Raw genomic sequence first — 24,712 nt, forward strand, 5'->3', positions numbered from 1 at the left:
GGGGTGTAGGTAGATGAAGGAGATTGGTTTACACGGCAGGGGAGGCCAAGGCGTAGTAATGGCTGGAGAACTACTTGCCAATATATACTTTTTTGAGGGGTATAATGTTCAATTTATGCCTTCATACGGTGCAGAAAGAAGAGGTTCCCCATCAAATGCATATGTCAGAATAGATAAAGAGAGGAAAATTTTAACCAGATATTCTATAACGATGCCAGATGCCGTTGTGGTTTTTAATCTAACGTTATTGACTAACATAACCCTAAAGAATGGCGGTTTGGCTCTAATAAACTCAGCAGAAGATATCAAAAAAACGCAGAACAATACCAAAATATTCGTGGTTGATGCAAACAGTATAGCTCTTGAAAATGGGCTTGGCACCCCAGCTATGCCACTTGTTAATACGGCTTTACTTGGTGCCTATTGCAAGGCATCTGGTGAATTTTCCTTTGATACGCTAAAAAGGGTTTATGAGGACAAAATGGGCAAAAGAGCTCGTTTTAATATAGAAGCTGCAGAAAAAGCCTATGAAAGTGTGAGGGAGATATGAAAAAGCTGGTTTTAGGTGGAAACGATGCGGTTGCTTATGCTGTAAAGCAGAGCAGGGTGGATGTTGTAAGTGCGTATCCAATAACACCACAGACATCCATAATTGAAAAGGTTGCCTCTTTTATAGCGAAAGGGGAGATCAACACCAAATTTATACGCGTTGAGAGTGAGCACTCAGCGATGGCTGCAGCTATGGGCGCATCTGCCTCTGGTAGCAGGGTGTTTACAGCTACAAGTTCTCAAGGTTTGCTTTTAATGCATGAGGTTCTGCACTGGGCGGCCGGTGCTGGTCTTCCTATAGTTATGGCCAATGCCAATAGAGCCGTAGCCCCACCATGGAGTATATGGGCGGAGCAGACAGATTCGCTATCACAGAGGGATACAGGCTGGATTCAGTTGTATGCATCAAACTCACAGGAGGTTTATGATTTAGTATTTATAGCTTTCAGGCTTGCTGAGGCCTCTTTAACTCCTGTTATGATATGTATGGATGGATTCCTTTTAACTCATACAAAGGAACCTGTTGAGGTTTTTGATAACGAAATAGATGAATTTATATCATATAAACCAGAAAGGGATATATTGGATGTTGATAAACCCAAGGCATTTGGTGCCTTGGCTTTTCCAAAAGACTATATGCCTATCAGGATTAAGCAGCATGAGAAGATGTTAGGCTCAATAGATAAGTTTAAGACTATAGCAGATGAATTCAGTCTAATTTCTAAGAGGTCTTATGGTCCTATTTATCAGTATGGAAATGAAAATGCAAAGCTTGCCATTGTAGTTTCTGGTTCTATATCAGAGACAGCCCATTTGTCTGTGGATGCTTTAAATGATGAAGGTATACCATCAAAGCTTGTCAAGATAACAATGTTCAGGCCATTTCCTAAAGAGGCTTTAAAAAAGTCACTTGATGGTGTTGATAAAATTGTTGTATTCGATAGAAATATTTCTATGGGTAAGGGTGGCATATTTAAAGATGAGATAGTTGGGTCTTTGGGATTGGGTAATGTAGTTGGAGTTGTTTGTGGTCTTGGTGGGTATGATGTAAATGATATGGATATTAAAGAAACTGCAAAGTCCGTGTTCGAAGGTAAAATAAAACAAGACACTATCCTGTGGGGTGAAAAATGATAATACCAACGCAAGAGATAATGCAGCCCAACCACCTGGCATGCCCAGGGTGTGGCGCTGCTTTGGCTATGAGATACGCCTTAAAGGCTTTGGGTAGAAAAACAATCATAGTGATTCCGGCATGTTGCTGGACTGTTATAAACGGGCCATGGGGTAAGAATTACGCTGGAGTTCCCGTGTTCCATACGGCATTTGAAACTACTGCAGCCGTCGCAGCAGGCATAAGAACATCCCTTGAAGCTCAGGGTAAGAATGACATTACGGTGATGGGATGGGCTGGTGATGGAGGAACATTTGATATAGGACTGCAAGCCTTAAGCGGTGCAGCAGAAAGAAACGATGATATTATCTATGTGTGCTATGATAACGAGGCATACATGAACACGGGTATTCAGAGGAGCTCCGCAACGCCGGTTGGTGCCGAGACAACCACAACGCCGGCTCCGCTTTTAAAGGATAGACCCAAAAAGGACTTAATGGAAATTGTTGCAGCACACTCTGTTCCTTATATAGCCTCTGCCACGATAGCTTATCCAACAGATTTTATAAAGAAATTTGAAAAAGCAAAAAGCAAAAGAGGTTTTAAGCTTATTCACATATTTAGCCCATGCCCCCCAGGACATAAATTTGCAGAGAATAAAACTATAGATGTATCAAAGTTGGCTGTTGAGACTGGAATTTTTCCACTCTATGAGATAGAAGACGGCGTTTATAAGATAAATAAAAAACCAAAATTTAGACCTATCGAGGAATATTTAAGCCTCCAGGGTAGATTTAAGAATATCCCAAAGGAACAGATGAGGGCGATTGAGGAGGCTATACAAATGAAATGGCAGAGATTGCAGGCCAAAGCTGAATACCTCAAGTAGATTGGAGGATTAGGTGAGTTTTGAAATAGATATTATCATCGACAGAAAACGCAGGTGGAATTTGAAAGAAATGCTTCTTGAAGAAGGCTTTCCATTTAAGGAATGGTTTGTTGAGTTTACAAACGATCGTTCTATAATAAGTTTTGAGATCAAAAAAACTCAAGAGGATGTTTTAAAAAAATTATTTGAGTTTTTAAAAAGAGAACCTACGGGAACGAGGATTATCTTGCCGAACGGAACAAAGGTTAACCCGTTTAAGGATGATTTTGATAGATTTTATGAGCTTGTTTGTGAGTATATTATCAAGGAGTAGCCATGGCTGTAAGCAAACTTAGTTATGATGATATTAAAGTAAATTTTGATTTAGAGATTGATAATATAGATAGTGATGGCTTTTTGGTTTATCAAAAAAGAATAGAATTGGCCCTTGAAAAACTCAGCAAGATATCGAGCCCGGATCATAATCTTTATATATCTGGTGACCTCTCAAGAGACGATAAGTACACAGTGATAGAAATGCTTAAAAACTTTACCCAAAAAAGCAAGGCTGCTCTTTATGATTACTGCTATGTAAATAATTTTAAGAACCCTAAAGAACCTAAAGTTATAAAACTTGCACCGTCAGAGGGGAAAGAGTTTGCAAAGTGCATGGATGAACTTGTTGATTATCTTACAAAAAGCGTACCAAGGATATTCGATAGCAAGGAGTATGAGGAGAAGGTTCAAGAAGTAGTAAGGCATTATGATGAAATAAACAAAAAGCTATATGAAGACCTACAGAAAAAGGCAAACGAGCTAGATTTTACCATTAAGTTTTCCCAGATGGGTATAATAGTAAACCCTGTAATAGCTGGAAGGGTTATTACAGAAAGGGAGTACGCAAATCTATCGGATGAAATAAAAAAGAGTATAGAAGAAAAAAGAAAAGAACTAGAAAAACATATAGACGAATTTTTAGATAAAACTAAGGAGCTTGAAAAGGAAAAGCAAGAGAAGCTTAAAAAAATCAACGATGAGATGTCCTTATTTGTTGTTTCTCCCAAAATAGATGAGATAAGAAATAAATTTAAAGGTAATTCAGATATTGAGGAATATTTAGATGATGTTGAGGATTACACATTAAAGAACATCTCTATCTTTTTACCCCAGAAAAATCAGCAATTTCCGTTCTTTAATATGCCCATGAAATATACAGAATATAGGGTAAACCTGTTCGTGGACAATAGCCAGACAAAAGATGTGCCTGTGGTCTATGAGGAAAATCCGACCTATTACAATGTGTTTGGCAAACTTGAAAAACAGGCCTATTTTGGAGCGTTTATAACTGATTTCACCCACATAATATCAGGCTCTATCCATAAGGCAAATGGAGGATACTTACTGCTTGATGCATTTAGTGTTTTAGTAAATCCTGGTGTGTGGGACACACTTAAAAAATCTCTATCCTCAAGAAAGAGTGTCATAGAGGAGTGGAGTGAGAAATATGGCATAATAGCATCTGAGACACTCAAACCTCAACCCATAGATTTAAACCTAAAGATTATTCTTTTTGGACCTGAGTATATATACGATATATTGTTTAACTACGATGAGGAATTTAGAAAGTTATTTAAAATAAAAACAAATTTTGATTATTCGATACCAAAAGAGAAAAACGTAACATCAAAGTATGTGGCTAAGGTCATAGAGTTTTGCAAAAAAAACAATTTAAAAATACCTAACAAGGATGGCTTTAGGGCTCTCCTTAAATATTCATCCAAACTAGTAGAGGATAGAAAAAGGCTATGGGCTTATACAGACGATGTATTAGATATAGTGAAAGAGGCTCAAACTTTAAACGATAATGAAACTTTAGGATACAACGAAATTAAGCTTGCTATAGAAGAGAGGATTTTCTTAAAGAGCCTCTGGAGGGAAAAAATCTATGAAATGATCCAGAGAGGTCAAATTATTATAGACTTCAAAGGTAAAAAAGTTGGCCAGATAAATGGACTCTCTGTTTTGGACTTAGGTGATTTTTCTTTTGGAAGGCCCAATAAAATTCTTGCAAGAACCTATTTAGGCAAAGAGGGCGTTGTTAGCATTGAAAGAGAAAGCAAACTCTCAGGTAAGATATTTGACAAATCATCCTTCATTATTTCTGGTTATATAAATGGTACCTACGGTTTTAATAAAACATTGAGTTTCTCTGCATCTCTATCGTTTGAGCAGTCGTACTCTATGATAGATGGTGATAGTGCATCGGTTGCTGAGGCGTTGGCTATTTTGTCGGCGCTATCAGGAATTGAGCTTAAACAGAACTTAGCAATTACAGGTTCTATGGATCAAAGTGGTATAGTTCAACCGATAGGGGGCGTGAACGAAAAGATCGAAGGATTCTATGAGGTTTGTAAAATTACCGGGAACCTTGAAGGAGCTGGTGTAGTTATACCCTCAAAGAATATAGACAATCTTGTTCTAAATGATGAGGTTGAAGACGCAGTTAAGAAGGGCATTTTTCACTTGTATACAATAGATACAATTGATGATGCTATAGAAATATTCACCGATTTAAAAGCAGGCAAGAGAAGTGCTAAGGGTTTTGAAAAGGGTAGCTTCCACTATTTAGTTGATAGAAAGTTAAAAAGAATAAACGAAATGATTAAGAAGGAAAATCAAGAGGAATGATTAGATTTTTAGATGGTGGGGAGTCCCATGGTAAGGCCCTGGTGGCCATAATAGAGGGGTTTCCTGCAGGATTTGAAATAGACGATAACTTTATAAACAAGCAACTTCTTCTAAGGCAGTCTGGGTATGGAAGGGGTGGTAGACAAAAAATAGAAAAAGATAAGGTTGAGTTTATAAGCGGAGTTAGATTTAAACAAACTATAGGTTCTCCCATAACTATGGTTATATACAACAGGGATTTCGAAAACTGGAAAGAAATTATGAGCCCGATGGGCAAGCTAATATATAATAAAAGAGTGTCAAGGCCAAGACCAGGACATGCAGATTTAACTGGCTATATTAAATACGACCGTAGCGATATGCGTGATGTGCTTGAGCGATCAAGCGCAAGGGAAACGGCGATAAGAGTAGCAGCTGGAGCACTGTGTGAGGCGGCATTAAAAGAGTTTGGCGTTGATATGTTTGCTTTTGTTAAATCCATTGGTAGTGTAAAATTAAAAAATATTATGTATGACGATGAAAATATAGTTGAAAAAATAGAAAAATCGCCTGTTTTTTGCCCGGATGAAAAAACATCCGATTTAATGATAGCAGAAATAGAAAAAGCTAAGGCTGAAGGAGATAGTGTGGGCGGTAGCATCGAGGTTGTAGCGAGGGGTGTTGTTGCAGGCCTTGGTAGTTATTCGTTTTATGATAGAAGGTTGGATGCAAGACTGGCTTTTTCGGTTATGGGTATTCAAGCTGTTAAAGCGGTTGAGATTGGTGATGGTTTTGAGAATGCTTTCAAATTTGGCAGCGAGGTTCATGATGAGATAGAATACATCAACGGCAGGTATAAAAGGCTTTCAAACAGAGCAGGTGGCATAGAGGGTGGTATGTCAAACGGTGAAGATATTATTGTAAGAGCCTACATGAAGCCCATACCTACACTCAAGAAGGGTTTAAAGTCAGTTGATGTTGATACACACAAAGAAGAACTGTCAGCTTTTGAAAGAAGCGATGTTTGCGCTGTACCTGCTTTAAGTATTGTTGCCAAAGCTGCAGTAGCTTTTGAACTCTTAAATGCATATATTGAAAAATTTGGTGGCGATACAATGGAAGAGATAAAAGAGAGAGTAGAAGCTTACAAGACCTATCTGAGAAGGAAATGAATATAATCCTTGTGGGTTTCATGGGTAGTGGTAAGACCACTATCGCAAGGATTATCAGTAAAAAACATTCTATGAAATTTGTTGATACAGATAAACTTATAGAAAAACAACAAAATTTGACTATTGGTGAAATTTTCGATAAAAAAGGTGAGAACTATTTCAGAGAGATAGAAAAAAATTTTATTTTGGATTATTTGTCTTTTTGCGATAATTGTGTTATTGCAACAGGTGGTGGGATGCCTTGCTTTTTTAATAATATGGAGAATCTGAAAAAGATCGGATGGGTGGTTTACCTAAAAACAGATTTTGAAACGGCAAAAAAAAGAGCTATGCTTTCAAAGAACAGACCATTATTTAAAGATGAAAAAAAGGCAAAGAATTTGTTTAAAAGAAGAGTAATTTGTTATAGTAAAGCACACTTTACGGTAGATGCAAATAGGGAGAAAAAACTGACAATTAACGAGATAGAGAAAATGTTGTTTGGAGAATAACTATGAAGATCTCAATTAAAGAGTTGGTTGATAGTGTAAAAGATAAGCTAGCTTTCCCTAAGATAGCCATGAGAATATTAAGATTATTTGAAGAGGATGATATCAGTGTTTATCAACTAGCCAAGATAGTTTCATTGGATCCTGTGCTTGCAGCATATATCTTAAAAGTTGCCAACTCTGCATTCTATAACTTTTCCGGCAAAGTAAAGACGCTCTCCGATGCTATAGCACTTATTGGTTTTGAGGAAGTTAAGAAGATAGTTATAATGGTTTCTGCCAAAAATGCCTTTAAAGTTAGTGATGAGTTTGACAGGGTTTTATGGGAACATTCCCTAGCAGTAGCTGTAGCAAGTTCTGTAATAAATCAATTAACCAGGGTTACTGAAGATGGTGTGGCATACATTTCAGGACTGCTCCACGATATAGGAAAGATAGTATTTAAAAAGAACGAGGGTATGGAATATATACCGGTTTTAGAAGAAGCCTATCATAAAAACAAACAAATAAAAGAATTGGAAGAGGAAAAATACGGCTATAATCATGCCGATGTGGGAGGTTACTTGCTGCAGGAGTGGAACTTTGACCAGGAGATAGTTGATGCTGTATCCTTCCATCATCTAAATTTTACACTCAAAAAAACCTCCGATTTTTTGAAAAAAGCTGCCTTAATTAATGTTGCAGACTTTGTTGTAAACAGCTATCTATCTATAGGCAAGCAAGAAAAGATAGAGGATTTCGCGGCTCTTTATGACCTTGGATCATCAAAGATTATAGGTTTCAAGCATGAAAATTTGGCTAATCTATTTGAGGATATATATACACGATTTGAAGCATTAAAAACTGCAATGGAAGAAGAGGTGTAATGAGGGTTTTTGTAAGTGGCGCTACAGGTTTTGTAGGTGTCAATACGGTAAAAAAACTTATAAAATATGGCCATGAAGTTGTTGCTTTTGTGAGGAATAAAGGCTTAGCAGAAAAACTTTTAGATAGGCAGGTAGATGTATTTCAGGGTAGCATAGAAGACTTTGATACAGTATATAGTGGATTAAAAGGATGCGATGCAGTAATTCATATTGCCGGTCAAATAAAAGCGCATAATTTAGACGATCTATACACTACCAATAGAATTGGCTCAAGAAATGTTGCTGTTGCCTCGAGAAGGCTTAATATAAACAACGTTGTTTATGTATCATCTTTGGCTGCAAGGGGGCCGGATGGGGCAGGAAGTGTTGTCTCGCATTATGGCTATTCCAAGCGCCTTGGTGAGCTTGAGTTTATTCACAATTTATTTGATGCCAATTTAAAAATCATAAGACCTCCCATAGTCTATGGGCCTTTTGATAAGGGGCTGCTTGAGTTATTCAGAATGGCAAGATTGGGCGTTTTGCCCAAAATGGATAAATATTACAGCTTTATTTTTATAGATGATCTGGTTGAAGCTATTGTCAAGCTTATTAATTTAGATTTTGATAGTCCAAGAATATACTGTATATCGAGTGGAAAATACCACTGCAAAGAAATAAATCAAGCCCTACTTAGAGCAGCTGGTAAAAATGGGGCTTTTTATTTGCCACTTAACGATAAAATAGCCATGGCTGGATTGTTATTCAGTACAAGCAAATCACCTTTTAGCAGAGATAAAATAAGAGAGATAAAGCCCAAGGCCTGGACTTGCGATTCTGAAAGATTGAATAAGGATATAAAGTTTAGCCCTACTATTGATATATTCACAGGATTTGATATAACCTTTAGATGGTATGAAGAGCATGGATGGATATAGTCCCATAGTATTTAATGACAACGATGAGCTGCTCATGTTGAATCAACTTCTCCTTCCTAAGGAGAAGTTGTATGTAAAAGCAAGGGATGTTGATAGTGTATGCAAGGCCATAAAGGATATGATTGTAAGGGGTGCTCCCCTTATCGGCATAGTGGCCGCTTTTGGCGTGTATCTGGGTGTTAGAGAGTGCGCAAGTAAGGATGAGTTGTTGGGTAGGTTTAACAGTGCCGTTGAGTGTTTATCCAAAACCAGACCCACGGCTGTTAATCTGTTTTATGCTCTGGATAGGATGAAAGCTGTGGTTGAGGATAAGATAGATATCCTGCCTGTTTATAAGCTTATTAAAAAATTAAGAGCCACTGCCTTTACGATTTGGGAGGAGCAAAAACAACAGGATGAAAAGATAGGACAATTTGGAGCTAATTTTTTGAAAGGGAAGAGGAGAATTCTAACACACTGCAATACAGGTAGCCTTGCAACTGGTGGAATAGGTACGGCTTTAGGCATAATAAAGACGATGCACAGAAATGGGATGTTGGATATCGTATATGTAGATGAGACAAGGCCATATTTACAGGGTGCTCGTCTCACAGCATTCGAATTAAAAGAGGAAGGTATACCTTTTAAGATAGTTACAGATAACTCATGCGGCATGCTTGCAAGATACGGTCTTGTGGATGGTGTGATTGTTGGGGCCGACAGGATTGCAAGAAACGGTGATACTGCTAATAAAATAGGCACATATTGCCTTGCGACTATGTGTAAAAGACACAATATTACTTTTGTTGTTGCAGCACCTGAGTCAACTATAGATAGAAACATAGCATCTGCAGAAGATATACCTATTGAGGAGCGCTCAAAGACTGAGGTTTTAAACTGCGGCGGTGTTAGGATTGCACCGAACGGCTCAGAAGCCCTTAATTTCTCATTCGATATAACAGATTCTGAACTTATTGATGCCATAATAACGGAGAAGGGGGTTTATAGGTATCCTTATGAGTTTTAATTCCGAATTTATTCTATTTGAGAAAGATAACGATATAGGCATTTTAACGTTGAATAGAGCTAATAAGCATAACGCTATAAACAAAGAGTATATGAATGAGTTATCCAACTTTTTAGACTTTGCAGAGAAAGAACCCTTAAAGGCTTTAGTTGCAACCTCATCAGGTAAAAACGTCTTTGCTGCCGGAGGGGATATAGAGTATTTTTTAAAGCTCACAAGTAAAAAAGATGCATTTAGTATGGCACTTCAAATGCACAACATTTTATCCCGTTTTGAGGACTTAGAATATCCTACGGTGTGTGCCATAAACGGTTCTGCTATAGGTGGCGGGGCCGAGATTATTTTGGCTTTTGATATAAGATTTGCAAGAAGCAATATATTCATTCAGTTTAAAGAAAAAGAAATGGGTGTTACAACGGGGTGGGGTGGCACGTATAGACTTGTAAATATTGTAGGTTATTCCAAGGCTCTAAAAATGCTTTTATCGGCTGAGAAAATAGATGCCAAGCAAGCCAAGGATATTGGTCTTGTTGACGACATATATGAAGAAAGTGTGCTTTTGGATAAAACACTGGAGTTTTGTTATAATTTAAAAGACGATGATGTGAAGTTGATTAAATACATAAAAAGGCTCGCAAAAGAGTCTCAATTTATAAATAGGGATGAAGGTATGCAGCTTGAGCGGGTACTTTTTTCTGATAGTTGGATGTTTGGCAAAAGAGAAAAGCAAATGAAAAAATTTATCTCAAAAAGGGTTTAAAAAAATGGGATTTTTAAAAGGGATAGCAGATAAGTTATTTAAAACAAAGCAGGGTTTTACAGAAAAAATACACGAGGAGTCAAAAAAGGATGAACCTATAACAGACGAGTACTTGGATTTTATTGAGGAGCTTTTAATAGAATCTGATTTCGGTGTTAAGACAACAATGAAAATCATGGATGCAATAAATGAGGGTATAGATAGCGGCTCTATAAGAACTCGCCAAGATGTTGAGATTAAGATAAGAGAAGTCATTTTGAGTATTCTTAAGCAGGTAGAAAAGCCACTGGAAATCAAACACAAAAAGTTTGTCATATTGGTTGTTGGCATAAACGGAAGCGGAAAAACGACCACTATAGGAAAGCTTGCAAGTCTAAACACGGATAAGGGTAAAAAGGTTATGCTTGTTGCAGCAGATACATTTAGAGCCGCAGCAATTGAACAGCTTGAAGAGTGGGCAAAAAGAGCCTCTGCTTCGATCGTAAAACAGAATGAGGGAGCAGATCCGGCTGCTGTTGCATTTGACGGTGTGTCAAGTGGTATTGCCAGGAATTACGATGTAATATTTGTCGATACGGCCGGTAGGCTTCATACACAGAAAAACCTTATGAACGAGGTTATAAAGATAAAAAAGGCTGTTCAAAAGGCCTATCCTGAGGCGCCGCATGAGGTATTGCTCGTTCTGGATGCAACCATAGGTCAGAATGCCATAAATCAGGCTAGAGAGTTCAATAAGGCTTTGGCTATAAGCGGCATTGTTCTAACAAAGATGGATGGGACAGCCAAGGGTGGTATAATTGTAGCTATAAGTGAAGAGTTTAAGATACCTATAAGATACATAGGTATAGGTGAAAGCTTAGATGATTTGAAAGCATTTAACGCGAGAGACTTCGTTGAATCGGTGTTTGTGCCATAAATATTGGAGGTGAAATATGAGTGTTATTGTAGATGTTTATGCTTTTGAAATTCTGGATTCAAGAGGTAATCCAACAATAAAATGCAAATTAACCACAGAAAACGGAATCGTTGGAGTATCAGAGGTGCCAAGCGGCGCATCAACAGGCGATAATGAAGCTGTTGAACTAAGAGATAAGGATGAAAGATATAGGGGTAAGGGCGTTTTGAACGCAGTAAATAATGTTAATGACAAGATAGCAAACGAGATAATAGGGATAGATGTTTTTGAACAGGAAGAAATCGATAATACCATGATAGAGCTTGATGGAACTAAAAATAAATCCAATTTGGGCGCCAATGCTATTTTAGCCGTTTCCATGGCAGCAGCAAGAGCTGCATCGTTGGAACTTGGTATGCCACTTTATAGGTATTTGGGTGGATTGCATGCAAACCTATTGCCGCTACCTATGTTAAACATATTGAACGGCGGTAAACATGCAGATAACAATGTGGATTTTCAGGAATATATGATTGTGCCTGTGGGTGCAGAAACTTTTAAAGATGCAATGAGAATGGCATCGGATACTTTTTGGGCATTAAAAGCCCTCTTAAAAGATAGAGGCCTTTCCACTGGAGTTGGTGATGAGGGTGGCTTTGCGCCTAATCTAAATTCTAATGAGGAGCCTTTGCAGTTGATTATGGAAGCCATAGAAAAAGCCGGATATAAACCTATGGATGATATAGCTTTGGCTTTAGATCCTGCAAGCAGTGAGTTTTACAAGGATGGTAAGTATATTGTGGGCGGAGAAACTTTAACAAGTGAGGATATGGTTGGATTATACAAAGAACTTGCCCACAAGTATCCCATAGTCTCCATTGAGGATGGATTGGCAGAAAACGACTGGGACGGATGGGAAAAGTTGACCGATGAATTGGGCGATCATCTAATGCTTGTTGGCGATGACATATTTGTTACCAATACTGAACTCATAGAAAAAGGAATAGAAAATGCTATTGCTAATGCAGTATTGATTAAGTTGAATCAGATAGGTACAGTTACCGAAACGTTGGATGCAATTAGGTTGGCCGAGGATGCGGCATACAACTTTATCATATCTCATAGGTCAGGTGAGACATCTGATACGTTTATAGCCGATTTGGCAGTTGCAACAAATGCTGGTTGGATTAAAACAGGTTCAGCCTGCAGGGGTGAAAGGATTGCTAAATACAATAGACTTATTGAAATAGAGGAAGAGTTGTTCCCTTATGGTGAATATCCGACATGGAAGTAGACTAATAGATGTAATCATACTGTTTGCAGCCTTAATAACAACCGGTTTGATAGGCAAAGGTATATACGATAAGCAGATACAGTTGAGGGAGCTGAAAGAGAAAAGCTCCCTTCTTGATAAAAGAATTGAAACCTTAAATAGCAATATTGAAAAAATAAAGAGAGAGATAGATATAGCCAAAAGCGATCCTTATTACTTAAAACAAAAGGCTTCAGATAGATATCTTATGATAAACAAAGATGAATCTATAATTATTTTTGAAGATGGTAAATAATCCCAAGATAAATATAGTCGGTGCAGGTTTAGCCGGAGTTGAAGCGGCTTTTGCTATAGCAAATAGAGGCTTTGATGTCAATCTATTTGAAATGAAGCCTTACACATTTAGTGAAGTTCATAGAAGTGAAAAGTTAGCAGAAATTGTTTGTAGCAATTCCTTTGGTAACAAAAAACTATCAACGGCAAGTGGTGTTCTAAAGAAAGAAATGGAGATTTTGGGCTCAACTCTCCTAAAGGCGGCTTATGAGGTTAAGGTAGAGGCTGGAGGTGCTTTAGCTGTTGATAGAGTTAAGTTTTCAGATCTTGTTACATCTTGGATTGAAGAACACCCAAGAATACATCTTATCCGGGAAAAAGTGGAAAAGCTAAACGATTCTGATATTTGGGTTGTAGCTTGTGGGCCGTTATGTGATAAAAGTCTTTTAGAGTTTTTACAAGAGAAATACATAAGGGGTGATATGCTTTATTTCTTTGATGCTATTGCACCTATTGTTTATGCCGATACAGTCGATTATTCAAAGGGATTCTGGGGTTCAAGGTATAGCGATGATAAAGATTACTTTAACTGCGTTTTGACAGAGGAAGATTATAAGTTGTTTTACAAGGAGCTTATTAATGCACAAAAGGTGGAGTTTAGGGAATTTGAGAAAAACTATTTTGAAGCTTGCCTACCCATTGAAGAGATAGCAGAAAGGGGTGAGCAGACGCTTCTTTTTGGCCCTCTTAAGCCGGTTGGTCTGAAATATGAAGGTAAGCAGCCGTTTGCCGTTGTTCAGTTAAGAAAAGAGAACAAAGAGGGAACGCTCCTTTCCATGGTAGGTTTTCAAACGAAGCTCACATACCCTGAGCAGAAAAGGGTTTTTAGGCTTATACCAGCATTGAGGAATGCAGAGTTTGCAAAGCTTGGAAGCCTTCATAGAAATACATTTATAGATTCTCCACACCTTTTAAATGAGTTTCTACAACTAAAGAGCGGTGAGAATATATTCTTTGCCGGTCAAATTACAGGTGTTGAAGGATACATGGCATCAGCTGTAAGTGGTATCTATGTCGGCATGAACATAGCCTTGAAGATAAAAAAGGGTAAAATGTTAACTCCTCCTAAAAATACAATGTTTGGTGGTCTTATTTATTACATCACAATAAAGGAAGATCAATTTCAGCCTATAAGTGAAAATTTTGGTTTTATCAATGTGGGTAATGTAAGGCCAAAGAAGAAAAAAAGGGAGATTCAGGCTGAGCTGGCCATAAAGAATACAAGAATCTGGAGAGAACAGTATGAAAGTGAGTTTAATTGAACACACGCCCAACCCGGACTATGTTGCCGCTTTTTCTGCCCGTGTGTGTTATAGCACAAATCCCAATGATCTAAAGTTAGACGAAAAAAGCATAAAGAAACTGCTGCGCAGGGTTATAAAATCCGGGCACCATTCGGTGCTGGAGCATGTGAATTTCACATTCCTTATAGAGGGTATAAGCAGGGTTGCAACGCACCAGCTTGTCCGCCATAGAATTGCAAGCTATTCGCAGCAGAGCCACAGATACACAAAGATCGAAAAGGATAGTTTTGTTATACCGCCATCCATAGAGAATATGCCACATATCAAAGAGATATATGATCAATTTATCAGAAACTCGTTGGAGTTTTATAATAGACTGATTGAGTTGGGCGTGAAGAAGGAGGATGCGCGTTTTGTTATACCTCAGGCTGCTAGCTCCAATATCGTTGTATCGATGAACGCACGGGAGCTTTTGCACTTCTTTAGTTTGAGGTGTTGTGTTAGGGCTCAGTGGGAGATAAGGGAGGCAGCAATAGAGATGTTAAAAATAACAAAATCCAAAGCGCCTATCATATTTGAGAATGCTGGACCTGCCTGTGTTAGGGGCAGATGCCCAGAGGAAAAGCCGTGTCCCAACATATCAGAGATCAGACATTTCTTTAAGAACCTATGAGCGGCACCTTGTTTGTTGTTGCAACGCCTATAGGGAATTTGTCGGATATAACATTTAGGGCTGTGGAAACCCTGAAGCGCTCAGCCTATGTGTTAGCAGAATCACCCCACCATTCAAAACGGTTGTTTGAGGCATACTCCATTGACACGCCTATGATTAAATACAACGATGATTATAAGGTTGATGCTATAATTGAAAAAGCCATTGATGATGTGATGGGTGGGCTTGATATATCGCTGATAAGCGATGCAGGCACACCAACCATATCCGACCCGGGTTATAGGATAGTAAAGCGCTTTAGGGATGAGGGCTTAAGGGTTGAGTCCATACCGGGGGCTTCGGCATTGATTGCAGCTTTAAGTGCAAGCGGCCTTCCAACGGATAGATTTGTATTTTTGGGTTTCTTGCCAAAAACATCGGGCAGGAGGGTTAATGTTTTAAAATCAGCCGATATAGATGCGACGATCATCTTCTATGAATCCCCCAACAGGATCATAAAATCACTCCTTTCAGTTAAAGAAGCACTTGGTAATAGAGATGTTGTTGTTGCCAGGGAGTTAACCAAGGTTTATGAGGAGTTTATTACAGGCAGTGTTGATGAGGTTATAGAAAAGCTCAAATCAAGGCCCTCCATAAAAGGCGAATTTGTAGTTCTTGTAAAGAAACATGTTTAAAAACGCTAAGATTATAGCATTCTTTACACTTATAAGCAGGATTTTGGGTTATATTCGGGATGTTTTGATAGCTTCCCATTTTGGCGTAAGTATTTATACAGACATGTTTTTTATTGCATTCAGGATCCCCAACACATTGAGAAGATTTTTAGGCGAGGGTGCTATAAACTCATCCGTTGTTCCTGTATTGTCAAGGATTGATGAGGATAAGAAACCTTTAGCTGTCTGGAATATTATATTCGTATTTGGTTTTGTTTTGCTTATGGTTTCTGTTTTGGGTGTTGTATTTTCCAAGGTTTTAGTGGCTATCTTTGCCGGTGGATACCTAAAAAGCGGGTATTTTCCCCTTATGAACAATATGGTTAAACTCACATTTCCATACATCTTCTTCATAGGCTTAACCGTTCTTTTTATGGGTATTTTAAACACATACAAGCATTTCGCCATTCCGTCGTTTGCACCCGCACTTTTAAATATAAGTTTGATAGGCTTTGTCTATTTTAGCTATAAGTTTTCAAACCCTATATATGCGCTTTGTGTGGGCGTTATTATCGGTGGTTTGCTGCAGCTTGCCATCTCTTTGTTTGACTTTACCCTTTTAAAAATTCCATTTAGATTTAGCTTGAAGATAGAAAATTCAACAAAACAGATGTTTTCTCTTATGGGTATAACGGCCTTAGGAAGCGGTGTTATGCAGATATCCTCTATGGTGGATAGCTTTGTGGCAAGTTTTTTGGCACCAGGCAGCTTCTCCTATATCTTTTATGCCAACAGACTGTTTCAGTTGCCGTTTGCCGTTTTTTCTATTGCTTTGTCTCAGAGTTCCCTGCCTGATCTATCCAGCCTTAGAAGGGATCAACTAACAAAGGCTGTGGCTTTGCTTTTGAGGTTTGTTGTGTTTATCTCTGTTGCCGTTGAGATGTATTTTCTTTTCTTTTCAAGGGAACTGGTGGATCTGTTATTTAAGCATGGCAGGTTTTCAGGTCCTGCTGCCTCCAACACATCGCTTACGCTTAAGATTATGATCTTGGGATTTTTGTTCTTTTCTGTTGCCAAGATCCTGTCCAACGCCTTTTATTCGTTTGAGGATGCAAAAACACCCCTTAGAGCTTCGATTATCTCCTCATCTGTTGCTATTGTTGCCTCTGTTGCCTTTGGATTTTGGTTGGGGTTTGTTGGCCTTGCCATCTCTATGAGCTTAAGCGGGCTTGCAAATGCAGTTGTTTTGTGGTTTTATGCCAATAGATCTATAGGCAGGCTAAGGGTTATAGATGTTATAGATAGGCTTTCTGTGTTTGAGTTTGTTGTTTTATTGCTTCTATCCTTTGCCTTTAGTAGGATCGCCTTTGGCTTTTTGTTTGTTTTGGTTTTCTATGCGGGTTTTGCACTTTACGGTTTTAAATATTACTCTGCCTTTGAAAGCAAATAACCTTCTGCTTTTTTTAGATCCTCTTTTGTATTTATGTTAAAAAAATCTGTGCAGTTGTGCCAATCTATGTATTTTATATTGAGCTTTTCTATGAAGGACTTTATGCTTCTGTTTTTACAGCCTGTATTTTTTATAAGCCTTTCTGTCTTTTGTGACAAAGCTAAAGGAAATAGCCTTACGCCATCACAGTTAAATGCAACAGCATCAAACTGAACACTTAGGTTATCTATCATCATTTTTAGCATTTTGCCTGTTATGAATGGCATATCTGATGTCAAAAATATATAGAAATCAGCCTTGTTCTGTTTCATAACCTCAAGCATGCCGCATAGTGGGCCTAAAAAGGGCAAAGGATCTTTGACGATTGGATAGTCTGTTTTAAGATCATCGTTAAACCTTAAAGATACAATCGGCCTGTATCCCAATAATTCAACGCTTTCTATTGGATAATCCAGTAGTTCTTTACCCAACAGGTGCGCTTTTCTTTTGTCTGAGTTGAAGCGGCTGCTCTTTCCGCCTGCCAAAATACAGAACAAAACCCTCATCGCTTTAGTGCCTTTATGCCCTCCAATAAACATTTTATGGAAAAACTAAATGGCGGGCGAGATTTTATGAATTGGCAATAATCATCCTTGAAGTATGTTAAGGTTTCTCTTTCCTCTATGTTCATTATAAAATACAGTCCTGCCGCTGCAAGCCACCCACTAAACAGAATTACAATGATATTTTGGGTTGCAAAAGCAAATCCTATAGCTATAAAGATATTGCCAAAGATTGCAGGATGTCTCATGCACGAGAAGATCCCTTCTTCGACCAATCTATCAGGTTGTGTCAGTCTATCTTGTGGTTGTTCGTGGCCAAATTTTCTTAGGCTTTTGCCGGCTATGATGTTTAAAGCAAGGCCATATAAGATTAAAAATAGGCCAAATATTAGAAATAGTTTTTTTAGGTGTGGATTATAAGACAATTCGGGACTTATGTAGTTTACCATATACACCGAAGACCACACGGTAAGCCAGAAAGCGATTTTCCACCAGAAACCCATAAAAGCAAGTATAGAATAAAGAAAAATCAAGTCAAGTGTAAGGTTAAAGTTGCAAATGGGTGTAAAAAATTATTGTAATTACGCTCGGTTTCGGTAATATATAAGCCACTAATAAATTTGAGGTGGCTAATGCGGTGGCGTTGGAAGGATGAGAATAAGGTTATAGAAATAGGGAAGGGTTTCTGTATAGCACCTCCTTGGTTTGAAACAGATAAAATCAAGATATCCTTGGTTGAAGGTAGCTCTTTTGGAACGGGAATTCATGAAACCACGGTAAGCTGCATGGAGATAGCAGAAAAGATTGACTTTAAAGGTAAAAGGATTTTGGATGTGGGTATAGGAAGCGGCATACTTTCGATTGCAGCCTTAAAGTTGGGGGCAAAAGAGGCCGTTGGTTTTGACATAGAGGAGTCAGCGATAAGGGAGTGTATAGAGAACGGTAAACTCAACGGCGTTTCTGATGGTCTGGTCTGTTTTGTTGCAGATTCACCATCATCTATATCGGGCAGCTTTGATGTGGTGTTTGCCAATATATTTGACGATATCATACTTGCTATGTGTGATGAAATTAACAGGCTCACAAAAGATGGCGGTTTTGTTGTATTATCCGGTGTATTACCAGAGGAAAACTTCACAGTAAAGAAGAGATTTACCCAGATGGGATATCAGCTTTTAGAAAATAGGTTTTTAGAGGAATACACAACACTGCTTTTTAAAAAGGGGGATTAAATGAATTTAGAGGATAAACTCGCTGCTATTGGCTTAAAGAAAGAGGAGTATGAGCTTTTAAAGGAGAAACTAAAAAGAGAACCGTTAGATATAGAGCTTGAGATAGCATCGGCTATGTGGAGTGAACACTGCAGTTATAAATCATCCAAACTCCATCTAAAAAAACTCCCAACCAAAGGTGAGCGTGTCGTTATAGGGCCTGGTGAGAACGCTGGGGTTATAGATGTGGGCGATGGCTATGTGGCGGTGTTTAAGATGGAGTCCCACAACCATCCAAGCTTCATCGAGCCCTATCAGGGTGCAGCCACAGGCGTTGGTGGTATTTTAAGGGATGTTTTTACAATGGGCGCAAGACCTGTAATGAATATGGATGGTTTGTTTTTTGGGGATATAGAGTTTTCAAGGACAAAGTTTTTGATAGATGGCGTTGTGCGCGGAATTGGTGATTATGGAAACTGCGTTGGTGTGCCGACCATTGGCGGTATGACATTCTTTGATGAGTATTATAACACCAACAACTTAGTCAATGCCTTCTGTTTGGGTTTAGGTAAAAAGGATAGGATATTTTTGGGCGTTGCAAAGGGTGTTGGCAATCCCGTGTTTTATGTGGGCTCAAAGACGGGCAAAGACGGCATACACGGTGCAACTATGGCTTCTGCTTCGTTTGATGAAAATTTTGAAGATGAAAGACCAGCCGTTCAGGTGGGAGACCCATTTACCGAGAAGCTTTTACTTGAGGCATGCCTTGAGCTTATGAATAGGGATATAATAGAGGGTATCCAGGATATGGGGGCTGCTGGCTTAACATCAAGCTCGTTTGAGATGGCAGACAGGGGCGGTGTTGGACTTGAGCTGTATTTGGATAGGGTTCCGGTTAGAGAAAAGTTAACCCCCAGCGAGATAATGCTGTCTGAATCCCAGGAGAGAATGCTTATCATTGCAAAGAAGGGCAGGGAAGAAGAGATAAAGCAGGTTTTTAGAAAATGGAGTCTGGATGCTGAGGTTATTGGAAAGGTAATAGAAGAGAAAAGTATAAAACTGTTTTGGAAAGATGAGCTTATAGCAGACATAGATGTGGGATTAATGGCATCTAACTCGCCTGTTTACAGAAGACCCACAAAAAAACCCACTTACATAGAAACAATAGAGGATTTTAATTTTGAAAACTTGGAGGAGCCTTCCAATTATAATGATGTCTTGATCAAGCTATTCTCAACGCCGGAGTTTTCAACTAAAAAACCACTCTATGAGCAATACGATTCAACTGTTCAGGATAATACAATTCTAAAACCCGGTAGCGATGCAGCCCTGATAAGGATAAAAGAAACGGGTAAAGGGATAGCTGCAAGCCTGGATGTAAACCCGCGCTATGTTTACATAAATCCCCAAAAGGGAACGGAATTGGCTGTTCTTGAGTCTTTTAGAAACCTGATAACAGTGGGTGCAACACCTGTGGCTTTAACGGATTGTTTGAACTTTGGTAACCCTGAAAACCCCGAGATTATGTGGCAGTTTGAGCAGTCGATTATAGGTATGAAGACAGCCTGTGAGAATTTGGGTGTTGCTGTTGTTAGTGGTAATGTGAGCTTTTACAACGAAACAAGCGGCAAAAATATACACCCAACACCTGCTGTTGGTATGGTTGGGGTTATCTCAAAACCACTGAATGCTCCAAGTATAGGCTTTAAAAAGGATCGCTCTGATATCTATCTTGTGGGCAGGATAAATCCAAACGAGTTGGGCGGCAGTGCTTACCTTAAGTGGATTTTTAATAAAACAGCTGGAAGGCTCCCTCAAGTGGATTACCAACTGCATAAAAAGTTGCTGAGTTTCATGGTTGAGGCGGTTGATAGTGGTTTGATCAGGGCAGCCCACGATGTATCAGAGGGGGGTATCCTGATAACACTTGCCGAGATGTGCGTCTCCTCTTTGAAGGGTGCTAAGGTTGAGCTTTATATAAAGGGCAGAAAGGACCTTTATCTGTTTAGCGAGTCTCAAGGCGCTATTGTAATTGAGGCAGACAGCGATGTAATAGCTCTGGCTGAAAGGTTTGACCTGACCATATCGAGGATCGGCACGGTGGAAGGTTATAGATTGAAGGTTAACGATATAATCGATATAGATGTTCTTAGACTGAAAAAAGAAAACGAGAGGTTCTTTGGAGAGGTCTTTGGCTGGTCTGATGAATGTGTTTGATAATATAAAGGTTGCAGATGATGAGATATTTGAGACTATTGCAAACTCGGGAGATGTTAGGATAGAAAGGATAATCTCAAACGGACAGACCTCACCCAAAGGATTTTTTTATGATCAGGATGAGTATGAGTTTGTTATTCTGCTTAAAGGTGAGGCTGAGCTTTTATTTGAAGATTCAGGTAGGATAAGGTTAAAAGAGGGTGATTATCTCATAATAGAGCCACACAGAAGACACAGGGTTGAATACACATCAAAGCCAGCCATCTGGTTGTGCGTATTTTACAGATGAGTCAGAAGATAGAGCTATTTAAAAACCCTTCTTTGATAAAGGATATACCGAAGTTTCCCGGTGTTTATATAATCTTCTCATCCAATGATGAGATACTTTATGTGGGTAAGGCAAAATCCTTAAGGGATAGGCTCAAATCCTATCTGAATCCAAAGGAGATGTATGCGCTTAAGGTCTCACTGATAGAGGAAGCCTGTAGCGTCGAGATTATTACGGTCAACTCAGAACTTGAAGCCCTTCTGCTTGAGTCCAATCTCATAAAGGAGTATCGGCCACCATACAACATAGTTTTGAGGGATGACAAAAGTTATCCCTATTTGAGGATAAGTTTTAGCGAGAGGTTTCCAAGGCTTTGGATAGCACGCAGAATTAAGAATAAAAAAGATTTCTATTTTGGCCCTATAACGCCAGCTGATAAACTTAAAACCTTGATAAAACTGCTAAAGAACTCATTTAAAATAGCTCAAAAGAACGATAAGCAGTGTCAGGGTTCATCATCGGCCTGTATTTACTATCAGATGGGGAAGTGTTTAGCGCCATGCATTGGAAATATCTCGCAGGAGGATTACCTAAAGATCATAGAGGAGATAAAGCATATACTTACAAATCCAAAGAAGATAAAAAAACAGCTATTGGATGAGCTAAACGGTTATATTGAAAGGCTTGAGTTTGAGAAGGCTATCCAGGTCAGGGATAAGCTTAAGGCTATAGAACTACTTGAGAATAAGCAAAGCGTCTCTGAAATCGGTGAGGATTTTTGTGATGTGATTACATTTGAAAGAAGCGGCGTTGTGGTTTGTGTTTATATTATGAGCATAAGGTTTTCCAATGTCGTAGGGAATAGAACATACTTTTTTTACACAGATAGCATAGATGATGGGTTTAAAGAGAGCTTTATAGTTCAATATTACCTAAATCAGCAGCAAGTGATCCCCGATGTTTTGTTGGTGGATGAGGGTTTGAACCATTTGATTTTAAAGGATGCTTTAGCCAATCAGAAAAGCGTGGATGTTATAGCCCCAAAGAAAGGGGCAAGAAAGAGATTGCTTGAGCTTGCAAAGAAGAACGCCAAGATGAATCTGGATATTCACATGAATCAGTTCAAACACAACATTGATATGTTGGAGAAGCTAAAAAAAGCACTGAATCTGGCAAAAACCCCGTATTTTATAGATGTTGCAGACATATCCCATACAGGATTTGAAAATGTCGTGGGCGGGGTTGTAAGATATACCGTTTCAGGCTTTGATAGGTCTATGTATAGACGGTATAAGCTGGATGCAAAGTTTGAGAAGGAAGCCATGTTTGAGATGCTTTCAAGGCATAAAAGACTGCTTCTTAACTCTGCACATAAGCTGGCGGATCTGATTCTTGTTGATGGTGGTATGGTTCAAGTAAATACAGCTAAAGAGGTGTTTAAAAACCTGCCGGTTATTGGCATATCCAAAGAGAAGATAGATGGGAAAGCAAAGAGAAGTTTAGGTGATGTTAAGGATAGGATATACTCAGAAAACGGCGTTGTTGAAGTTGATGGAGAAGTTTTGTCGTTTTTACAAAAGCTCAGGGATGAGGTGCATAGATTTGCCATTGAATATCACAGAAAAAAAAGAGAGGACTATGTGCTTGCAAGTGCTCTGGATAGGATCGAGTTTATAGGGCCAAAGAGAAAAAAGGCACTGTTTGAGAAGTTTGGTAGTATAGATAACATAAAAACAGCTTCAATTGAAGAGATAAGCTCAGTTAAAGGGATAAGTAGAAAGATAGCTTCAATTATAAAAGAAAAGCTTAAAGAGACTTAAATATCTTGACATAATTTTGAATAATACATAGTATTGTTAATAGTTATTTTTTTATGAATTAACAATGGAGGTGGTATGGTAAGGGTTATTTTATCTTTGGTGTTTGTTTTTATCTTTAGTTTTTCTGCAACAGCAGATAATTTGAAGGTTGGAGTTTATCTTTCTACAACAGGTCCTGTAGCTGCATGGGGAAGACTTGAATGGGATGGTATAAAGGTAGCTCATTCACTAAAAGGAAAAGTTAGAGGAAAGTCGGTAAAGCTTATTCTTGAGGATGTTGGTAGTAGACCTGAAGGTGCCGCATTGGCGGCTGAAAAATTGGTTAATGAGGGCATAAGGTTTGTAGTTGGCCCTGTTGCAAGTTTTGCAGCATTTGCTGCTATTCCAATATTTGAAAAGTACGGTGTTGTTGATGTAATACCCACGGCGAATGCTAAAGGATTGAGTGAAAACCGCACATTTATATCAAGAGTATGTTTTAATAATGCCCAGCAAGCACGTGTTATGGCAAACTATATAGCATCAGCAAAACTAAAAAAAGGCGTGATTGTAGAGGATATATCTCAGGATTATTCAGTAGATTTAACAAACAACTTTATCAAAGAATTTAAAAAATGCGGAGGAACAGTAATAAAAATTTTTAGAATTTCAAGTTCTGATAGCGATTTCTTGGCTTTGGCTACGCAGATAAAAAGGCTTAACCCAGATTTTGTCTATTTAACTACATATTACAACTCAATTGCCTTAACATTGAAAGACTTAAGGGCTATGGGTTACAAAAATAAGGTATTTGCCGGTTCTGCGGCATCCTCCCAAGCTTTAATAGATATAGCCAAAGATGCAGCAGAGGGTTTGGTTTTTACAGATGATTTTGATCCGCTAATACCTCAGGGTAGATTATCAAAGAATTTCATTGATATCTTTAAAAAAAGATACGACAGATTCCCTGATTCACCAGAAGCTTTGGCAGCTGATGCTTATCTTTTGCTTATAAACTCTATTGAAAAATCCAGGAAATTAACTCCCATAGATGTGGCGAATGAAGCAAGGAATGCAGTATTTTATGGTGTTACTGGTAAGATAATAATCAAAAACGGTATAGTGAAAAGAACCATTGTTCTAAGGAAAGTGGAAAATTCACAATTTAGACCTGTAGCTGTCTTTGAGCCATAAAAAAGGCGGGCTAAAACCCGCCTTTATAGGTGTTTTACTCTATCGTCACAAGTTTTGCTTCAGCTTCAATAACCTCTCCGGCCTCAACAAATACCTCTGTAACCTTACCATCTTTGGGTGATCTAATCTCGTTTTGCATCTTCATAGCCTCAAGAATCAAAACAATATCACCTTCTTTAACCTCATCACCTTCGTTGACTTTAACATCAATAATTTTTCCGGGCATTTCAGACTTAAGCGTGTATGCACCCTCAAGGCCACCGGCGCCACCCCTCTTTTCGAGCATCCTCTTTTTGAGCTCATCCATAACCTCTATTTTAAAGAGATCTCCCTCGTTATAAACATAATAAAGACCGTCTTTGTAATCTAAATTAACCTCATACGATTTACCGTTAATTATTAGAGAATAAACTGAGCTTTCTGTCAACTGTGCATCTACTATGTAAGACTTCTCATCTATTATCACTTCAAATTTATTAGGCTCTATCTCTTTTACATCTATCTTGTATTCTACATTATCAAGCGTAGCTATATACATACTCTACTCCTTCCT

Annotated in this window: 26 protein-coding genes; 23 read left to right on the top strand and 3 right to left on the bottom strand. The window is 38.5% G+C overall.

The genetic code is table 11. From position 1 onward, the window contains the following. Positions 1-13: 13 nt before the first annotated feature. From HIPMA_RS04090 to murJ, 18 genes are read left to right on the top strand one after another with little or no spacing between them, the layout of a single operon-like run. Positions 14-550 (top strand): 2-oxoacid:acceptor oxidoreductase family protein, encoded by a 537-nt coding sequence (locus tag HIPMA_RS04090; RefSeq protein ID WP_013681807.1) that lies wholly within the window; start codon positions 14-16, stop codon positions 548-550. Continuing rightward, complete coding sequence (gene porA / locus HIPMA_RS04095) at positions 547-1,683, top strand: pyruvate synthase (protein WP_013681808.1); 1,137 nt, start codon at positions 547-549, stop codon at positions 1,681-1,683. Before HIPMA_RS04090 ends, porA begins: the two co-directional genes overlap by 4 nt. After that, entirely contained in the window at positions 1,680-2,552 is an 873-nt protein-coding gene (locus tag HIPMA_RS04100; RefSeq protein WP_013681809.1) for a 3-methyl-2-oxobutanoate dehydrogenase subunit beta, read from the top strand. The genes porA and HIPMA_RS04100 overlap by 4 nt, the downstream gene beginning before the upstream one ends. A 13-nt stretch (positions 2,553-2,565) precedes the next feature. After that, the gene (locus tag HIPMA_RS04105; protein WP_013681810.1) at positions 2,566-2,865 is read left to right on the top strand and encodes a hypothetical protein; all 300 of its coding nucleotides are present in this window, start codon (positions 2,566-2,568) and stop codon (positions 2,863-2,865) included. Positions 2,866-2,867: 2 nt separating this feature from the next. Further along, positions 2,868-5,219: a Lon protease family protein gene (locus HIPMA_RS04110; protein WP_013681811.1), complete on the top strand. Its 2,352-nt coding sequence runs from the start codon at positions 2,868-2,870 to the stop codon at positions 5,217-5,219. Next, a complete protein-coding gene (gene aroC, locus HIPMA_RS04115) occupies positions 5,219-6,370 on the top strand; it encodes a chorismate synthase (protein WP_148226591.1) in 1,152 nt (383 codons plus the stop codon). The genes HIPMA_RS04110 and aroC overlap by 1 nt, the downstream gene beginning before the upstream one ends. Beyond that, positions 6,367-6,861, top strand: a complete 495-nt coding sequence (locus HIPMA_RS04120; protein WP_013681813.1) for a shikimate kinase — start codon at positions 6,367-6,369, stop codon at positions 6,859-6,861. The genes aroC and HIPMA_RS04120 overlap by 4 nt, the downstream gene beginning before the upstream one ends. A 2-nt stretch (positions 6,862-6,863) precedes the next feature. Next, the gene (locus tag HIPMA_RS04125; protein ID WP_013681814.1) at positions 6,864-7,724 is read left to right on the top strand and encodes an HDOD domain-containing protein; all 861 of its coding nucleotides are present in this window, start codon (positions 6,864-6,866) and stop codon (positions 7,722-7,724) included. After that, positions 7,724-8,641, top strand: coding sequence for an NAD-dependent epimerase/dehydratase family protein (locus tag HIPMA_RS04130; RefSeq protein ID WP_013681815.1), 918 nt, complete (start codon positions 7,724-7,726; stop codon positions 8,639-8,641). Before HIPMA_RS04125 ends, HIPMA_RS04130 begins: the two co-directional genes overlap by 1 nt. Then, complete coding sequence (gene mtnA / locus HIPMA_RS04135) at positions 8,619-9,647, top strand: S-methyl-5-thioribose-1-phosphate isomerase (protein ID WP_013681816.1); 1,029 nt, start codon at positions 8,619-8,621, stop codon at positions 9,645-9,647. The genes HIPMA_RS04130 and mtnA overlap by 23 nt, the downstream gene beginning before the upstream one ends. Beyond that, positions 9,637-10,407 (top strand): enoyl-CoA hydratase/isomerase family protein, encoded by a 771-nt coding sequence (locus HIPMA_RS04140; protein ID WP_013681817.1) that lies wholly within the window; start codon positions 9,637-9,639, stop codon positions 10,405-10,407. The genes mtnA and HIPMA_RS04140 overlap by 11 nt, the downstream gene beginning before the upstream one ends. Positions 10,408-10,411: 4 nt before the next feature. Continuing rightward, positions 10,412-11,323, top strand: coding sequence for a signal recognition particle-docking protein FtsY (ftsY, locus tag HIPMA_RS04145; protein ID WP_013681818.1), 912 nt, complete (start codon positions 10,412-10,414; stop codon positions 11,321-11,323). A 16-nt stretch (positions 11,324-11,339) separates the two neighbouring features. Beyond that, positions 11,340-12,596: a phosphopyruvate hydratase gene (gene eno, locus HIPMA_RS04150; protein ID WP_013681819.1), complete on the top strand. Its 1,257-nt coding sequence runs from the start codon at positions 11,340-11,342 to the stop codon at positions 12,594-12,596. Continuing rightward, positions 12,571-12,870, top strand: a complete 300-nt coding sequence (locus HIPMA_RS04155) for an FtsB family cell division protein (protein WP_013681820.1) — start codon at positions 12,571-12,573, stop codon at positions 12,868-12,870. The genes eno and HIPMA_RS04155 overlap by 26 nt, the downstream gene beginning before the upstream one ends. Further along, a complete protein-coding gene (gene trmFO, locus HIPMA_RS04160) occupies positions 12,860-14,170 on the top strand; it encodes a methylenetetrahydrofolate--tRNA-(uracil(54)-C(5))-methyltransferase (FADH(2)-oxidizing) TrmFO (protein WP_013681821.1) in 1,311 nt (436 codons plus the stop codon). Before HIPMA_RS04155 ends, trmFO begins: the two co-directional genes overlap by 11 nt. Then, positions 14,151-14,825, top strand: a complete 675-nt coding sequence (gene thyX / locus HIPMA_RS04165) for an FAD-dependent thymidylate synthase (RefSeq protein WP_013681822.1) — start codon at positions 14,151-14,153, stop codon at positions 14,823-14,825. The genes trmFO and thyX overlap by 20 nt, the downstream gene beginning before the upstream one ends. Next, positions 14,822-15,499: a 16S rRNA (cytidine(1402)-2'-O)-methyltransferase gene (gene rsmI, locus HIPMA_RS04170; protein WP_013681823.1), complete on the top strand. Its 678-nt coding sequence runs from the start codon at positions 14,822-14,824 to the stop codon at positions 15,497-15,499. The genes thyX and rsmI overlap by 4 nt, the downstream gene beginning before the upstream one ends. Then, positions 15,492-16,928, top strand: a complete 1,437-nt coding sequence (murJ, locus tag HIPMA_RS04175; protein ID WP_013681824.1) for a murein biosynthesis integral membrane protein MurJ — start codon at positions 15,492-15,494, stop codon at positions 16,926-16,928. The genes rsmI and murJ overlap by 8 nt, the downstream gene beginning before the upstream one ends. Here the strand turns inward: murJ and mobA are convergent. Together mobA and HIPMA_RS04185 are read right to left on the bottom strand one after the other, a co-directional pair. Continuing rightward, entirely contained in the window at positions 16,904-17,473 is a 570-nt protein-coding gene (mobA, locus tag HIPMA_RS04180) for a molybdenum cofactor guanylyltransferase (protein WP_013681825.1), read from the bottom strand. The two genes, murJ and mobA, sit on opposite strands and share 25 nt — an antisense overlap. Continuing rightward, positions 17,470-17,973 (bottom strand): methyltransferase family protein, encoded by a 504-nt coding sequence (locus tag HIPMA_RS04185; RefSeq protein ID WP_041323966.1) that lies wholly within the window; start codon positions 17,971-17,973, stop codon positions 17,470-17,472. The genes mobA and HIPMA_RS04185 overlap by 4 nt, the downstream gene beginning before the upstream one ends. 129 nt (positions 17,974-18,102) lie before the next feature. Between HIPMA_RS04185 and HIPMA_RS09565 the strand changes: the two genes are divergently transcribed. The 5 genes from HIPMA_RS09565 to HIPMA_RS04210 all read left to right on the top strand — a co-directional run bounded on the left by HIPMA_RS09565 (position 18,103) and on the right by HIPMA_RS04210 (position 24,159). After that, on the top strand, positions 18,103-18,702 hold the full coding sequence (locus tag HIPMA_RS09565) for a 50S ribosomal protein L11 methyltransferase (protein WP_013681827.1): 600 nt from the start codon (positions 18,103-18,105) through the stop codon (positions 18,700-18,702). Continuing rightward, positions 18,703-20,898, top strand: coding sequence for a phosphoribosylformylglycinamidine synthase subunit PurL (gene purL / locus HIPMA_RS04195; protein ID WP_013681828.1), 2,196 nt, complete (start codon positions 18,703-18,705; stop codon positions 20,896-20,898). It begins immediately after the preceding gene. Further along, positions 20,885-21,187 carry a cupin domain-containing protein gene (locus HIPMA_RS04200; RefSeq protein WP_013681829.1) on the top strand — a complete coding sequence of 101 codons (303 nt, stop codon included), beginning with the start codon at positions 20,885-20,887 and terminating at the stop codon, positions 21,185-21,187. The genes purL and HIPMA_RS04200 overlap by 14 nt, the downstream gene beginning before the upstream one ends. Then, positions 21,184-22,986 (top strand): excinuclease ABC subunit UvrC, encoded by a 1,803-nt coding sequence (gene uvrC / locus HIPMA_RS04205; protein ID WP_013681830.1) that lies wholly within the window; start codon positions 21,184-21,186, stop codon positions 22,984-22,986. The genes HIPMA_RS04200 and uvrC overlap by 4 nt, the downstream gene beginning before the upstream one ends. A gap of 75 nt (positions 22,987-23,061) precedes the next feature. Next, on the top strand, positions 23,062-24,159 hold the full coding sequence (locus tag HIPMA_RS04210) for an ABC transporter substrate-binding protein (RefSeq protein ID WP_013681831.1): 1,098 nt from the start codon (positions 23,062-23,064) through the stop codon (positions 24,157-24,159). A gap of 34 nt (positions 24,160-24,193) precedes the next feature. Here the strand turns inward: HIPMA_RS04210 and HIPMA_RS04215 are convergent, their stop codons facing one another. After that, positions 24,194-24,697 carry an acyl-CoA carboxylase biotin carboxyl carrier protein subunit gene (locus HIPMA_RS04215; RefSeq protein WP_013681832.1) on the bottom strand — a complete coding sequence of 168 codons (504 nt, stop codon included), beginning with the start codon at positions 24,695-24,697 and terminating at the stop codon, positions 24,194-24,196. Positions 24,698-24,712 lie beyond the last annotated feature (15 nt).

Origin of the sequence: Hippea maritima DSM 10411 (assembly GCF_000194135.1) — a bacterium.
GTDB lineage: Bacteria > Campylobacterota_A > Desulfurellia > Desulfurellales > Hippeaceae > Hippea > Hippea maritima.